Raw genomic sequence first — 13,862 nt, forward strand, 5'->3', positions numbered from 1 at the left:
ATGGCCAGCCTGCGCGTAGACGTCATTACGCTGTTCCCCGAGATGTTCTCGGCCATCAGTGAGTACGGCATTACCAGTCGTGCGGTCAAACAGGGGCTCTTGCAGCTGACCTGTTGGAATCCGCGGGATTACACGACGGATCGACATCACACTGTGGACGATCGCCCGTTTGGCGGTGGTCCGGGCATGGTGATGAAGATCAAGCCCCTGGAAGATGCTCTGGTTCAGGCCAAGGCAGCAGCCGGGGAGGCGGCGAAGGTGATTTACCTGTCCCCCCAAGGCCGTCAACTGACTCAGTCGGCGGTACGCGAACTGGCGAAATCGGATGCATTGATCCTGATTGCCGGTCGCTATGAAGGCATTGACGAGCGCTTTATTGAGGCTCATGTCGATGAAGAGTGGTCGATTGGTGACTATGTGTTGTCTGGCGGCGAGCTGCCGGCCATGGTCATGATCGATGCGGTTACACGACTGCTGCCCGGAGCTTTAGGGCATGCGGATTCCGCTGAGGAAGATTCCTTTACGGATGGTCTGCTGGATTGCCCGCACTACACCCGACCTGAGGTGTATGCGGATCAGCGTGTTCCCGACGTGTTGCTGAGTGGCAATCACGCGCATATCCGGCGTTGGCGTTTACAGCAGTCCCTTGGTCGGACCTATGAACGACGCGCCGATCTTCTGGAAAGCCGCTCGCTTTCTGGAGAAGAGAAGAAGCTGCTCGAGGAATACATCCGCGAGCGGGACGATAGTTAACAACGTATCGATGGTAGATCAGACGATTTACCTTAGGAGCACAGCATGACCAACAAAATCATCCTTGCACTCGAAGCAGAGCAGATGACCAAAGAAATCCCTACCTTTGCCCCAGGCGACACCATCGTCGTTCAGGTGAAAGTGAAGGAAGGCGATCGTTCCCGTCTGCAAGCGTTCGAAGGCGTTGTAATCGCCAAGCGTAACCGCGGCGTGAACAGTGCGTTCACCGTTCGTAAAATCTCCAACGGTGTTGGCGTAGAACGTACTTTCCAGACCTACTCCCCGCAGATCGACAGCATGGCTGTCAAACGTCGCGGTGACGTACGTAAAGCCAAGCTGTACTACCTGCGCGACCTGTCGGGTAAAGCAGCTCGCATCAAGGAAAAACTGGCTTAAGTCCAGCTTCCGATGCAGAAAAAAGCAGCCTACGGGCTGCTTTTTTGTTGCCCGCAATTTATCCACCGTATTTCTGTTTCAGGCCTGACCCATGACCCCTCGCGAGCAAGAAATCGAACGCCGCACCGAGCTCTCGGTGACCCGCGTGACCAAGGCGGTTTTCCCGCCGACCACCAACCACCACAACACCCTGTTCGGCGGCACTGCGCTGGCCTGGATGGACGAAGTGTCGTTCATCACCGCCACACGGTTTTGCCGTTTGCCGCTGGTGACCGTGTCCACCGATCGCATCGACTTCAATCACGCGATTCCGGCAGGCTCCATCGTCGAACTGGTCGGGCGAGTGATCAAGGTCGGCAACACCAGCCTCAAGGTCGAGGTGGAAGTGTTCGTGGAAAGCATGAGCTGCGACGGGCGCGAGAAGGCCATTCATGGGCAGTTCAGCTTTGTAGCGATTGATGATGACAAGCGTCCGGTACCGGTGCTGCCGGGTTTCGCGGCCTGATCCAGCACCGAGTCGCGGCATTCGCGGGCTTGCCCGCTCCCACAGATTTTGTGTTGTCCGCTGATGTTGTGTTCGACATGGACACTGTGGGAGCGGGCTTGCCCGCGATTTGATCTGTCAGGCGCTGACGCTCTCAGGCTGAATCAGCGCCAGCAACGTCCATCCCGAGCCCGGTTTCAGCGTGGTCTCCGGCGTCACCACGTGCACCCAACCACTGTCATCGCGCATGAACAGCAGCGTCGCGCGGTTGCCATGCAGCGCCCGGTAATCGTCCCAGCCAAACCCGTCCGTCAGAGTCGTGCTGTACAGCTCGGCGCCCTGGCTCAGTTGGCTGGCCAGTCTGGCGTAAGTCAGCGCCTCGCTCCCCAGTTGATTGCCGCGATGTTCGAGGCTGGCGCGGTGCTTGTCGCTGCGCCGGCTTTCCTGACCACTGGCCAGGCCGAGCAGGCGTTGATGGCCGAAGTCATGACGAAAGCGCATGGCTGCCAGCGTATTGAGTTCGCCGGACGGTGACAGCGCCAGCAGATGCCCCAGCCCGACCAGGTCCAGATGCGCATCGGCGTGCTGCGAGGCCGGATTGCCAAAGTAGGTCGGCAAGCCTTCCATGCGCGCCGCGCGGATGTTTTCCCAGCTTGAATCCGTCAGCAGCACCCGGCTGCCCAGCTGTTGCAGCGACTTGCCGAGCAGGCGCGCAGGCCCGTTCGCACCGACGATCAGGAACCCGCTCGGCGCTGGTTCCGCAACCTTCAACAGACGCGCCAGAGGCCGGGCAGTCGCACTTTGCAGCACGACGGTGCCGATGATCACGGCGAAGGTCAGCGGCACCAGTAACAGCGCGCCTTCATGGCCCGCTTCATCCAGGCGAATCGCAAAGATCGCCGAGACCGCCGCCGCGACGATCCCGCGTGGGGCAATCCAGCACAACAGTGCACGCTCACGCCAACTCAGACTCGAACCGGCGGTACTCAGCACCACGTTCAGCGGCCGGGCGATCAACTGGATTACCAGCAATAGAACCAGCACCAGCGGTCCGAGGCCGATCAACGCCTTCAGATCCAGTCGCGCCGCCAGCAAAATGAACAACCCGGAAATCAGCAGCACGCTGAGGTTTTCCTTGAAGTGCAGGATGTGCCGCACATCCACGTTTTTCATGTTCGCCAGCCACATGCCCATCAGCGTCACCGCCAGCAGACCGGATTCGTGCATGACCTGGTTGGCGGCAATGAATATCCCCAGCACCGCGGCGAGCGATGCCAGGTTGTGTAGATACTCCGGCAACCATTGGCGCCGAATGATCGTACCGAGCAGCCAGCCGCCGGCAACGCCGAATGCACTGCCGCAGGCAATCACCCCGCCGAATGTCAGCAGGCTCTGTTCCAGGCCATTTCCTTCGGACCGAGCAATGATGAAGCTGTAGACCACCACCGCCAGCAGTGCGCCGATCGGGTCGATCACAATCCCTTCCCAGCGCAGGATGTTGGCGATCGAAGCCTTTGGCCGCACCACGCGCAGCATTGGCACGATCACGGTCGGGCCAGTCACCAGGGTCAGGCTGCCGAACAGGATGGCGAGCAGCCAGTCGAAGCCCAGCAGCCAGTGGGTCGCGACCGCAATCACTATCCAGGTCGAGAGCGCTCCGATGGTGACCAGCCGATGCACGACGCTGCCGATCTCGCGCCATTCCGACAAATGCAGGGTCAGGCTGCCTTCAAAAAGAATCAGCGCCACTGCCAGCGACACCAATGGCATCAGTAGCGGGCCGAACATTTCCTGCGGGTCGAGCCAGCCCAGCACGGGGCCCGCCAGAATACCGGTCAGCAGCAGAAACAGAATCGCCGGCAGCTTCAGGCGCCAGGCGAGCCATTGGCAGCCCAGCGCGGCGGCACCGATACCACCGAAAGCCAACAGAATTTGCTGCTCGTTCATTGAAGCTCCCTGTTCCTTGAAATAGCGGGCTATGAAAGACTAGCGGCCATTTCAACCGTTCACTCTTTATTTGCGCGCAGTTCCAAGCCTGCGTGTCTTGAGCGCCCATGCCTGCCATCGACCACCCACTGATCGACCAGTTTCTCGACGCCCTCTGGCTGGAAAAAGGTCTCTCCGACAACACTCGCGACGCTTATCGCAGTGACCTCGCGCTGTTCAACGGCTGGTTGCAGGACAAAGGTCTCGAACTGATCAATGCCGGTCGTGAACTGATCCTTGACCACCTGGCCTGGCGTCTGGAACAGAACTACAAACCCCGCTCCACCGCGCGATTTCTCTCCGGTGTACGTGGCTTTTATCGCTACCTGCTGCGGGAAAAACTGATTTCGGTCGATCCGACCTTACGCGTGGATATGCCGCAGCTCGGTCGGCCATTGCCCAAATCCCTGTCGGAAGCCGACGTCGAAGCGCTGCTGAAGGCGCCAGACCTGAGCGAAGCCATCGGCCAGCGTGACCGCGCCATGCTCGAAGTCTTGTATGCCTGCGGTCTTCGTGTCACCGAGCTGATCAGCCTGACGCTGGAACAGGTCAACCTGCGTCAGGGTGTGTTGCGGGTGATGGGCAAGGGCAGCAAGGAGCGGCTGGTGCCTATGGGCGAGGAGGCGATTGTCTGGGTCGAGCGCTACCTGCGCGACGGTCGCGGCGAGCTGCTGGGCGGGCGTCCCAGCGATGTGTTGTTTCCCAGTCAGCGCGGCGAGCAGATGACTCGGCAGACCTTCTGGCACCGCATCAAGCATCAGGCCAAGGTCGCCGGCATCAGTAAATCGCTGTCGCCGCACACCTTGCGTCACGCGTTTGCCACCCACTTGCTCAACCATGGCGCCGACTTGCGGGTGGTGCAGATGCTGTTGGGCCACAGCGACCTGTCGACCACGCAGATCTACACCCACGTCGCCCGGGCGCGTTTGCAGGATCTGCATGCCAAACATCACCCCCGTGGCTGAGCCCGTTTTGTCTTGCGACAGGCGCATTCGGCCACGCCAGCCTTATGTGGTAGGCTTTGCCGGTTTGCACGATGGGCGGTTATGACCCGGTGTTCCGGCACGGGCGTTCTGATCGTTCCATTTGTCCGCCTTCAGGAGTTCTCATGCGTCTGACCCAGATTTTCGCCGCCGCAGCCATTGCGTTGGTCAGCACCTTTGCCGCCGCCGATGAAGCGGCCGACAAAGCGATTCGCCAAAGCCTGGAAAATCTCCAGCTCGACGTGCCGGTCGATACCATCACCGCCAGCCCGCTGCCCGGTCTTTACGAAGTCAAGCTCAAGGGCAGCCGGGTGCTCTACGCCAGCGCCGACGGCCAGTACATCGTTCAGGGCTATATGTTCCAGCTCAAGGACGGCAAGCCGGTCAACCTGACCGAGAAGACCGAGCGCCTGGGCATTTCCAAACTGATCAATGCGATCCCGGTGGCCGAGACCGTGGTTTACCCGGCCGTGGGTGAAACCAAGTCGCACATCACCGTTTTCACCGATACCACGTGCCCGTACTGCCACAAGCTGCACGCTGAAGTGCCCGAGCTGAACAAGCGCGGCATCGAAGTGCGCTACGTGGCGTTCCCGCGTCAGGGCCTCGGCTCGCCGGGTGACGAGCAACTGCAAGCCGTGTGGTGCTCGAAAGACAAGAAAGCGGCCATGGACAAAATGGTCGACGGCAAGGAAATCAAGGCCGCCAAGTGCGAGAACCCGGTTTCCAAACAGTTCGCCCTCGGTCAGTCGATCGGCGTGAACGGTACACCGGCCATCGTTTTGGCTGACGGACAAGTCATTCCGGGCTACCAGCCTGCGCCACAAGTCGCCAAACTGGCGCTGGGCGCGAAGTAATTCGCATCGTCACGCTCAGGTGTTGACGAGCGTGGTCCGGCGGCAGGATTGCCGGGCCATCAACAGAGAGCCGCGAACCTGCGGTTGTTTTCACGGCCGGCCTCGCGTCGGCCGTTTTATGGGGAGTTCACAGTGAAACCGGTCAAAGTAGGCATCTGTGGGTTAGGGACCGTCGGTGGCGGAACCTTCAACGTACTTCAGCGCAACGCCGAGGAAATTGCTCGTCGTGCCGGGCGTGGAATCGAAGTGGCACAAATTGCCATGCGCACGCCAAAGCCTCAGTTCCAGACGACCGGTATTGCGATTACCAACGATGTCTTCGAAGTGGCCACGAACCCTGAGATCGACATCGTCATAGAGCTGATGGGCGGCTATACCGTTGCCCGCGAGCTGGTACTCAAGGCCATCGAGAATGGCAAGCATGTGGTCACCGCGAACAAGGCTCTGATTGCCGTTCACGGTAATGAAATTTTCGCCAAGGCACGCGAGAAAGGCGTGATCGTGGCGTTCGAAGCGGCGGTAGCCGGTGGCATTCCAGTGATCAAGGCGATCCGTGAAGGCCTGTCCGCCAACCGTATCAACTGGGTCGCCGGGATCATCAACGGCACCGGTAACTTCATCCTCACCGAAATGCGCGAGAAGGGTCGCACCTTCGAAGACGTGCTGGCCGAGGCGCAAGCGCTGGGCTACGCCGAAGCCGACCCGACCTTCGACGTCGAGGGCATCGACGCCGCGCACAAGCTGACGATCCTGGCCTCGATCGCATTCGGTGTTCCGCTGCAGTTCGACAAGGCTTACACCGAAGGCATCACCAAGCTGACCACCGCCGACGTGAACTACGCCGAAGCGCTGGGCTACCGCATCAAGCACCTGGGCGTGGCACGCAGCACCGCCGCCGGTATCGAGCTGCGCGTACACCCGACGCTGATCCCGGCCGATCGCCTGATCGCCAACGTCAACGGCGTGATGAACGCGGTGATGGTCAACGGTGACGCTGCCGGTTCAACCCTGTTCTACGGCGCTGGCGCCGGCATGGAGCCGACCGCTTCGTCGGTGATCGCGGATCTGGTGGACGTGGTTCGCGCCATGACCTCCGACCCGGAAAACCGCGTGCCGCACCTGGCCTTCCAGCCGGACTCGCTGTCGGCTCATCCGATCCTGCCGATCGAAGCCTGCGAAAGCGCCTACTACCTGCGCATTCAGGCCAAGGACCATCCGGGCGTATTGGCTCAGGTGGCAAGCATCCTCTCGGAGCGCGGCATCAACATCGAGTCGATCATGCAGAAGGAAGTCGAGGAACACGACGGCCTGGTGCCGATGATCCTGCTGACCCACCGCGTGCTGGAGCAGCACATCAACGACGCGATCGCCGCCCTCGAAGCGCTGGCGGGCGTGGTCGGTCCGGTTGTGCGGATCCGTGTCGAGCACTTGAACTAAACAGAAACAGCTGCAAGCTTCGAGCTGCAAGCGACAAGAGAAAAGCAGTCCGGCTTTTACTTGAAGCTTGTAACTCGTAGCTTGAAGCTCAAACCGAAGGTTTGCCCCTATGCGTTACATCAGTACCCGCGGCCAGGCACCGGCCCTGAATTTCGAAGACGTCCTGCTGGCCGGTCTCGCCACCGACGGCGGTCTGTACGTCCCGGAAAACCTGCCACGTTTCACCCAGGAAGAAATCGCTTCCTGGGCCGGCCTGCCGTATCACGAGCTGGCTTTCCGCGTGATGCGCCCGTTCGTCACCGGCAGCATTCCGGACGCCGATTTCAAAAAGATTCTTGAAGAAACCTACGGTGTGTTTGCCCACAACGCCGTTGCGCCGCTGCGTCAGCTGAACGGCAACGAATGGGTGCTGGAGCTGTTCCACGGCCCGACCCTGGCGTTCAAGGACTTCGCCCTGCAACTGCTCGGTCGCCTGCTCGACTACGTGCTGGAAAAGCGCGGCGAGCGCGTGGTGATCGTCGGCGCCACTTCCGGTGACACCGGTTCGGCCGCCATCGAAGGCTGCAAGCATTGCGAAAACGTCGACATCTTTATCCTGCACCCGCACAACCGTGTGTCCGAAGTGCAACGTCGGCAGATGACCACCATCCTCGGTGAGAACATCCACAACATCGCCATCGAAGGCAACTTCGATGACTGCCAGGAAATGGTCAAGGCCAGCTTCGCCGACCAGAGCTTCCTCAAGGGCACTCGCCTGGTTGCAGTGAACTCGATCAACTGGGCGCGGATCATGGCCCAGATCGTCTACTACTTCCACGCGGCCCTGCAATTGGGTGGCCCGGCGCGTTCGGTGTCGTTCTCGGTGCCGACCGGTAACTTCGGCGACATCTTCGCCGGTTACCTGGCGCGCAACATGGGCCTGCCGATCAACCAGTTGATCGTCGCCACCAACCGCAATGACATCCTGCACCGCTTCATGAGCGGCAACCAGTACGTCAAGGAAACCCTGCACGCCACGCTGTCGCCGTCGATGGACATCATGGTCTCGTCGAACTTCGAACGCCTGCTGTTCGACCTGCACGGTCGCAACGGCGCGGCGATTGCCGGCTTGATGGATTCGTTCAAGCAGGGCGGCGGTTTCAGCGTCGAACAGGAACGCTGGACCGAGGCTCGCAAGTTGTTCGATTCGCTGGCCGTGGACGATGCGCAAACCTGCGAAACCATCGCCGAAGTCTACGAACAGACCGGTGAAGTACTGGATCCGCACACCGCGATTGGCGTGAAAGCCGCTCGCGAATGCCGTCGCAGCCTGGACATTCCGATGGTGATTCTGGGCACGGCGCATCCGGTCAAGTTCCCGGACGCGGTGGAGAAAGCCGGTGTAGGAAAAGCTCTCGAACTACCTGCACATCTTTCTGATTTGTTTGAGAGAGAAGAGCGCTGCACTGTGCTGCCGAATGAGCTCAAAGCCGTGCAGGCCTTTGTCAGTCAGCATGGCAACCGCGGCAAGCCTCTTTAAGCGCGCAAAGCTGTCACATTTTGAAGCCCGTCTCCTGACGGGCTTTCTTGTTTTTGCATGCCACACTGCGCGCGTTTCGCCTACGAAGGACGGGCGAGTCGATGATGAAGGATGTGGCAATGCGGTTTTTTTCAGGATTGAAACCAGGGCTGTGCTGGTTGGTTTTATTGGGGGGCTTCGGGCTGTCGCAGTGGAGCGAATCAGCCCATCTGGCGAAGCATGCCGATGCGGTGGAGGCTGTTAAGCCCATCGAACTGGATGAGCATGAGCGTCAGTGGATTCGAGATAACCCCCGGGTGACTGTGGCGTCGGTGCAATACCCGCTGTATCTGTTTCAGGATGAACATGGCCAATGGAGCGGTTTGAACAACGATGTGCTCAAACACATCAGCGCCATGACCGGACTGCAGTTCGTCCATCAGGAGTCGTTCTCCACCGATCACATGCTCGAACGGCTTCAAAGTGGTGTCGCGGACATCAGCACGACACTGGCGATGAACGAAGAGCGCCGGGCATTTCTGGACTTCAGTCATGGGTTCGGTGGGGCGGGGTGGGTGTTTGTCGTGCATGCTGGCGAGGCTGCAATTCAGTCGCTTGAAACCCTGGCCAAGCGTGTTCTGGTGCTGTCGGGCAGGCATGCGCTGGAGGAAGGTATCCGGCGCGACTACCCGTCGATTGAAATCCGCTCCGTCAAGACCTATGGCGAAGCGCGCGCGTTGGTCGAGAGTGGCGAGGCCTACGGCACCATCGAAAACGAGATAGGTGCTCAGCTTTTTCCTTGCGGCCTGCTCAAGGTCGGTGGTCTGGTGGAGGGCAAGTGGGAGGCTGATCATCTGGCCGTGCGCAAGGGAATGCCAGAGCTTCTGAGCATCCTCAACAAGGCTTTGGGCGCTTTCTCGGTGGCTGAGCTGCGGTCCATGCGTCTTAAATGGCTGGCAGGCGTTTCCCCTTTGCCCGCCCCCTCGATCGGCGCACGAATGATCGAGTGGGGCTGCTGGGCAATGGGCGTTCTGGGCCTGTTTGGCCTGCTGTCGATAGTGTGGAACCGTCGACTGGCGGCCCAAGTGAAGCAGCGACGTGAGGCGGAAAAGGACCTGGGCGATCAACTGGCCTTTCAGCACGCATTGATCGATGCGATGCCCGACCCGGTGTTCGTTCGTGACCTGCAGGGCCGATTGCTCATGTGCAACCGAAGTTATGAGGATGCGCTTTCGGTCCGGCAGGAGCAGGTGCTGGGACGCATGCTGTTCGAGTTTGATGCACTGCCACAGGCTACCGCATTGATGCTGCACGACGAGTTCATGTTGCAAATGCATACGCGCAAGACGCGCTTCTGCAAGCGGCATTTATTGTTCAAGGGTGGCCTGCGGCAGATTTACCAATGGACGGTGCCCTTTTACAGTGCTGACGGAAAGCTGCGCGGTCTGCTGGGTGGCTGGACGGATATCACCCAGCGGCGGAAGGAAAACGGTTGTCGGTGTCCGCATTGAAGTTGGGAAAAGTCCTATAAAACCTGATTACTTTTCCGATGGGAGGCTTAGGACGACTGCCCTAGAGTGACAGGCCACTGCGGCGAGAATCCGCCCTTGTCGCTTCAGAGGTCGTCCCATGCGCTCGCTCAAAATACTGCTGCTTGAACCCGATCCGTTCCAGTTGATGGCGTTGCACCAGATGCTCAACGCCATCGGCATCTACGATGTATTGACCGCCCCTACGCTGGATTCGGCAAAGCGTTCACTTGAACGACGCGGCGCGGTCGATATCGCCATATGCAATCCCCAGCTCAAGGGCGGTGACGGACTGGCCCTGATTACCCATCTGGTCGTTCGACAAAGGGCACGAGCATTGATTTTGCTGGGGACGGTAGCCCCCAGCCTGCTGGCCGATCTGGAGAGCCTCGTGGAGGACGACGGGGTGAGGCTTCTGGGCAAGCTGCCTACGCCGGTTTCGGCGGTGCTGATGCGCAAGTTGCTGGACACCTACCTGTCGCCACCCCGACATCCGCTCAGTGCATGAGGCGGACGGTTATTTTTCTGTCATCTTCAGCCTGCATGCTTCGTCAGGCCGGGTGACGCTCCGGGAGAGGCCGGTGACCGGCAGAACTTTCCTCTCGGGCCGGTGGTCATTTACAGTGAACACGCCCCAGACACTGTGTTTTCGGACTATTGAGTGGAGATCGAGATGGAAAGTATCAGTCTATTGCTCGGTGAGGCTCTGAGCCCGTATCAGGTGACGTTGACCCCTCGGGGGCGCCACGGCGAATGCCTGGTGACCTTGAAGAATGGCAGCGGCGCGATCGTGGTGGAGCGAGAATTCAATCAGGCGCAACTGAGCGACAAGCGCCAGCTGACGGATGTGGTTGACGGCCTGCACCGTGACATCCTGATTGCCGAAGGCCGGCTGGAACCCTGTGTGATCGCCGCGTTGCGAAACGCAGCCCTCGACAAGCACCCGGCCCTCTGAAACTGATTATTCATTTGTGGGAACCTTCCTGCATCCAGATCAGTCAGACCCCGTAACAGCAGGAGCAAGCATTGTGCTCCGGTGTTTGTCGCTTGCTGCTACGGGTCTTTGATACAGACCACGTTTAACCCCGAGTCGTCTCCCCACTTCTCGGGGTTTCTTTTTGCCCGGATTTCACTGCGCGGCTTGTTGCTGAAAGAAAATCCGCGCCTGTTCCAGATAGTCCTGACGCCTCTCGGGGTCAAGCCAGTCGGCGTAGAGCCGGTCAAGATGCTCGTGGGGCAGGGTGCGCAACAGTTGATTGATCTCGGTAATCGCCTGTCGACCCGCCGTCGTGTCGGTACAGCCGACATGGCCGGACAGGTACTTGTCTGTGCCGCGAATTGCAAAGAACAGCAATTCGTCCTCGGCTATCTCGGCCTGCCGCGCCTGATAACGGATTTCCGGCCAGTAACCCAGGACCACCTGTAAACGCCCCAGGCGCTGCATCGACAACAGGCTGCTGAGTGCGTCGTTACCGTAATGGGGTGTCAACGCGCCATTCGGCGCCTGGCGCAGCAGTGCATCGATGTACTCGCCATAGCTGCGCTCGGCTACCACGCCGACTTTTCGCTCGCCGTTGGCCAGAAATGCCGACAGGTCGACTTCATCGTCGACCAGAAACGGCTCCAGCACTTCGCGATCTTTCCGACGCACCACAAGCCCATTGCTGACAGCGCGAAACGCGGGGATGGAGAAGGCGATCCATTGCGCCCGTTCCTTGTTCCAGATCAGCGACGGATCGCAGGCGAAGGGATGTTCATGCAGCATTTGAGTGCCACGGGCGCGATTGACCCGCATCAAGGTGTGTTCGTATTGCGGCATGCCGGCAATCAGCATCGGCATCAATTGATCGATAACGCCCTGGCCCTTTTTCGGACCCTCGAAGATCGTCAGCGGCGGCAGGTCGCGCAGCAGCCAGATCAGCGTTGGCTTGGCCTGCGCCCACGCCGGCAGCACCAGCAGGAATAGCAGGCCGAACAACCGCCAGGTCCACCAATGGTGGGCGCGGTTCGAGGCCGAGGGCATCAGGCGATTCAGCTCAGATGGCTCCGTCTTCGCGAAGCCGGGCGATCTGCTTCTCGTCGTAGCCAAGATCGTGGAGTACCTGCGCATTGTGTTCACCGAGCTGCGGTCCGACCCATTCGGACGAGCCGGGTGTCTCAGAGAGTTTCGGCACGATGCCTGGCATCTTGAAGGGTTTGCCGTCCGGTAGTTTGGCCTGCAGGAACATTTCCCGGGCCAGGTACTGCGGATCGTTGAACATGTCTTCGGCGCTGAAGATCCGGCTGGCGGGCACTTCCGCCTCGTTCAGCAGGTCCAGCACGGTTTGCAGCGGCAGCGAATTGACCCAGCGGTCGATCACGCCGTATAGCTCGTCGCGGCGAGTGTCGCGCCCGTCATTGCTGGCCAGCGCCGCGTCATTGGCCAGATCTTCACGGCCGATGATCAGCATGAAGCGCTTGAAGATTGCATCACCGTTGGCGCCGATCTGCACGTGTTTGCCGTCGGCGCTGGTGTGGATCGAGGAGGGTGTGATGCCCGGCATGATGTTGCCGGTACGCTCGCGAATGAATCCGAACACATCGAACTCCGGGACCATGCTTTCCATCATGGCGAAGATGGCTTCGTACAACGCCACATCGACCACCTGACCGAGACCGCCGTTGACCTCGCGATGACGCAAGGCCATCAACGCGCCGATCACGCCCCACAAAGCCGCAATCGAATCGCCGATGGAAATCCCGGTGCGTACCGGCGGGCGGTCTTCGAAACCGGTGATGTAGCGCAGGCCGCCCATGGATTCGCCGACCGCACCGAAACCTGGCTGATCTTTCATCGGCCCGGTCTGGCCGAAACCGGACAGGCGCACCATCACCAGTTTCGGGTTCAGCGCGTGCAGGGTTTCCCAGCTCAGGCCGAGTTTTTCCAGTACGCCGGGGCGGAAGTTCTCGATCAGAATGTCGGCTTCACCGAGCAGTTTTTTCAGAATCGCCAGGCCGTCAGGGTGTTTCAGGTTCAGCGTCAGGGACTTTTTGTTGCGCGCCTGGACGAACCACCACAGCGATGTGCCTTCGTACAATTTGCGCCATTTGCGCAATGGATCACCGCCATCCGGCGACTCGATCTTGATCACTTCGGCGCCGAACTCGCCGCAGATGCGCGAGGCAAACGGCCCGGCAATCAAAGTACCCAATTCAATGACTTTCAGACCGCTGAGCGGTTTGTTGGCGAACGGCATGCGAGATCCTGTAGGACAAGGCTGAGCAGATACAGCGTTTTAACATAGCCGGCTGTCAGTCGCGCAAGGTTGATCGCCATCAATTCGTGGATTGCCTACAGCATCGGTTAGACTTGCCGACTTTCCTCGTATCAAGAAGCCCGTTCATGGCCCAGCCGTCCACTACCTACAAATTCGAACTGAACCTCACCGACCTCGACCGTAGCGTCTACGAGAACGTGAAGCAGACTATCGCCCGCCATCCTTCGGAAACCGAAGAACGCATGACCGTGCGGCTGTTGGCCTACGCGCTCTGGTACAACGAGCAACTGTCGTTCGGTCGTGGTCTGTCGGACGTGGATGAACCTGCGCTGTGGGAAAAGAGCCTGGACGACCGTGTCCTGCACTGGATCGAAGTCGGCCAACCGGACGCCGATCGCTTGACCTGGTGCTCCCGTCGCACCGAGCGCACCAGTCTGCTGGCCTACGGCAGCCTGCGCGTCTGGGAAGGCAAAGTGATTCCGGCAATCAAGAACCTGAAGAACGTCAACATTGCCGCAGTCCCGCAGGAAGTGCTGGAAACCCTGGCCAAGGACATGCCCCGCGTCATCAAGTGGGACGTAATGATCAGCGAAGGCACGATCTTCGTCACCGATGACCGTGGCCAACACGAAGTCCAGCTCACCTGGCTGCAGGGTGAGCGCGGTTAAGTCCGCGCTACTCC

The 13,862-nt window shown here is 59.9% G+C and carries 14 protein-coding genes; 11 read left to right on the forward strand and 3 right to left on the reverse strand.

Annotation, left to right across the window (positions count from 1 at the left end; translation table 11 throughout):
- From trmD to AWU82_RS15400, 3 genes are all read left to right on the forward strand, one after another.
- Positions 1-753: a tRNA (guanosine(37)-N1)-methyltransferase TrmD gene (gene trmD, locus AWU82_RS15390; RefSeq protein ID WP_003221981.1), complete on the forward strand. Its 753-nt coding sequence runs from the start codon at positions 1-3 to the stop codon at positions 751-753.
- Positions 754-798: 45 nt separating this feature from the next.
- Positions 799-1,149: a 50S ribosomal protein L19 gene (gene rplS / locus AWU82_RS15395; RefSeq protein ID WP_003175895.1), complete on the forward strand. Its 351-nt coding sequence runs from the start codon at positions 799-801 to the stop codon at positions 1,147-1,149.
- 91 nt (positions 1,150-1,240) lie between these two features.
- On the forward strand, positions 1,241-1,654 hold the full coding sequence (locus AWU82_RS15400; RefSeq protein WP_011332614.1) for an acyl-CoA thioesterase: 414 nt from the start codon (positions 1,241-1,243) through the stop codon (positions 1,652-1,654).
- A gap of 117 nt (positions 1,655-1,771) precedes the next feature.
- Here AWU82_RS15400 and AWU82_RS15405 read toward each other — a convergent pair whose 3' ends face one another.
- Positions 1,772-3,580: a cation:proton antiporter gene (locus AWU82_RS15405; RefSeq protein WP_064382414.1), complete on the reverse strand. Its 1,809-nt coding sequence runs from the start codon at positions 3,578-3,580 to the stop codon at positions 1,772-1,774.
- A gap of 107 nt (positions 3,581-3,687) precedes the next feature.
- Between AWU82_RS15405 and xerD the strand changes: the two genes are divergently transcribed.
- The 7 genes from xerD to AWU82_RS15440 all read left to right on the forward strand — a co-directional run bounded on the left by xerD (position 3,688) and on the right by AWU82_RS15440 (position 10,878).
- A complete protein-coding gene (gene xerD, locus AWU82_RS15410; protein WP_011332616.1) occupies positions 3,688-4,584 on the forward strand; it encodes a site-specific tyrosine recombinase XerD in 897 nt (298 codons plus the stop codon).
- A gap of 143 nt (positions 4,585-4,727) precedes the next feature.
- On the forward strand, positions 4,728-5,459 hold the full coding sequence (dsbC, locus tag AWU82_RS15415) for a bifunctional protein-disulfide isomerase/oxidoreductase DsbC (RefSeq protein ID WP_064382413.1): 732 nt from the start codon (positions 4,728-4,730) through the stop codon (positions 5,457-5,459).
- Positions 5,460-5,591: 132 nt separating this feature from the next.
- Positions 5,592-6,896 carry a homoserine dehydrogenase gene (locus AWU82_RS15420; RefSeq protein ID WP_011332618.1) on the forward strand — a complete coding sequence of 435 codons (1,305 nt, stop codon included), beginning with the start codon at positions 5,592-5,594 and terminating at the stop codon, positions 6,894-6,896.
- A 109-nt stretch (positions 6,897-7,005) separates the two neighbouring features.
- Positions 7,006-8,415: a threonine synthase gene (thrC, locus tag AWU82_RS15425; RefSeq protein ID WP_064382412.1), complete on the forward strand. Its 1,410-nt coding sequence runs from the start codon at positions 7,006-7,008 to the stop codon at positions 8,413-8,415.
- A 119-nt stretch (positions 8,416-8,534) separates the two neighbouring features.
- Positions 8,535-9,905 carry a transporter substrate-binding domain-containing protein gene (locus AWU82_RS15430; RefSeq protein ID WP_190241586.1) on the forward strand — a complete coding sequence of 457 codons (1,371 nt, stop codon included), beginning with the start codon at positions 8,535-8,537 and terminating at the stop codon, positions 9,903-9,905.
- A gap of 118 nt (positions 9,906-10,023) precedes the next feature.
- The gene (locus tag AWU82_RS15435; RefSeq protein WP_064382410.1) at positions 10,024-10,431 is read left to right on the forward strand and encodes a response regulator; all 408 of its coding nucleotides are present in this window, start codon (positions 10,024-10,026) and stop codon (positions 10,429-10,431) included.
- A 165-nt stretch (positions 10,432-10,596) separates the two neighbouring features.
- The gene (locus AWU82_RS15440; RefSeq protein ID WP_064382409.1) at positions 10,597-10,878 is read left to right on the forward strand and encodes a DUF3509 domain-containing protein; all 282 of its coding nucleotides are present in this window, start codon (positions 10,597-10,599) and stop codon (positions 10,876-10,878) included.
- Between the two features lie 174 nt (positions 10,879-11,052).
- On the opposite strand, the gene AWU82_RS15445 is transcribed toward AWU82_RS15440, so the two are convergent.
- Together AWU82_RS15445 and AWU82_RS15450 are read right to left on the reverse strand one after the other, a co-directional pair.
- Complete coding sequence (locus AWU82_RS15445) at positions 11,053-11,946, reverse strand: TIGR02285 family protein (protein WP_170928953.1); 894 nt, start codon at positions 11,944-11,946, stop codon at positions 11,053-11,055.
- A 13-nt stretch (positions 11,947-11,959) separates the two neighbouring features.
- Positions 11,960-13,159 carry a CaiB/BaiF CoA transferase family protein gene (locus AWU82_RS15450; RefSeq protein WP_064382408.1) on the reverse strand — a complete coding sequence of 400 codons (1,200 nt, stop codon included), beginning with the start codon at positions 13,157-13,159 and terminating at the stop codon, positions 11,960-11,962.
- Positions 13,160-13,305: 146 nt separating this feature from the next.
- Between AWU82_RS15450 and AWU82_RS15455 the strand changes: the two genes are divergently transcribed.
- Positions 13,306-13,848, forward strand: a complete 543-nt coding sequence (locus tag AWU82_RS15455; protein ID WP_011332624.1) for a YaeQ family protein — start codon at positions 13,306-13,308, stop codon at positions 13,846-13,848.
- Positions 13,849-13,862 lie beyond the last annotated feature (14 nt).

The sequence above is a fragment of the Pseudomonas glycinae genome (assembly GCF_001594225.2).
Taxonomy (GTDB): Bacteria; Pseudomonadota; Gammaproteobacteria; order Pseudomonadales; family Pseudomonadaceae; genus Aquipseudomonas; species Aquipseudomonas glycinae.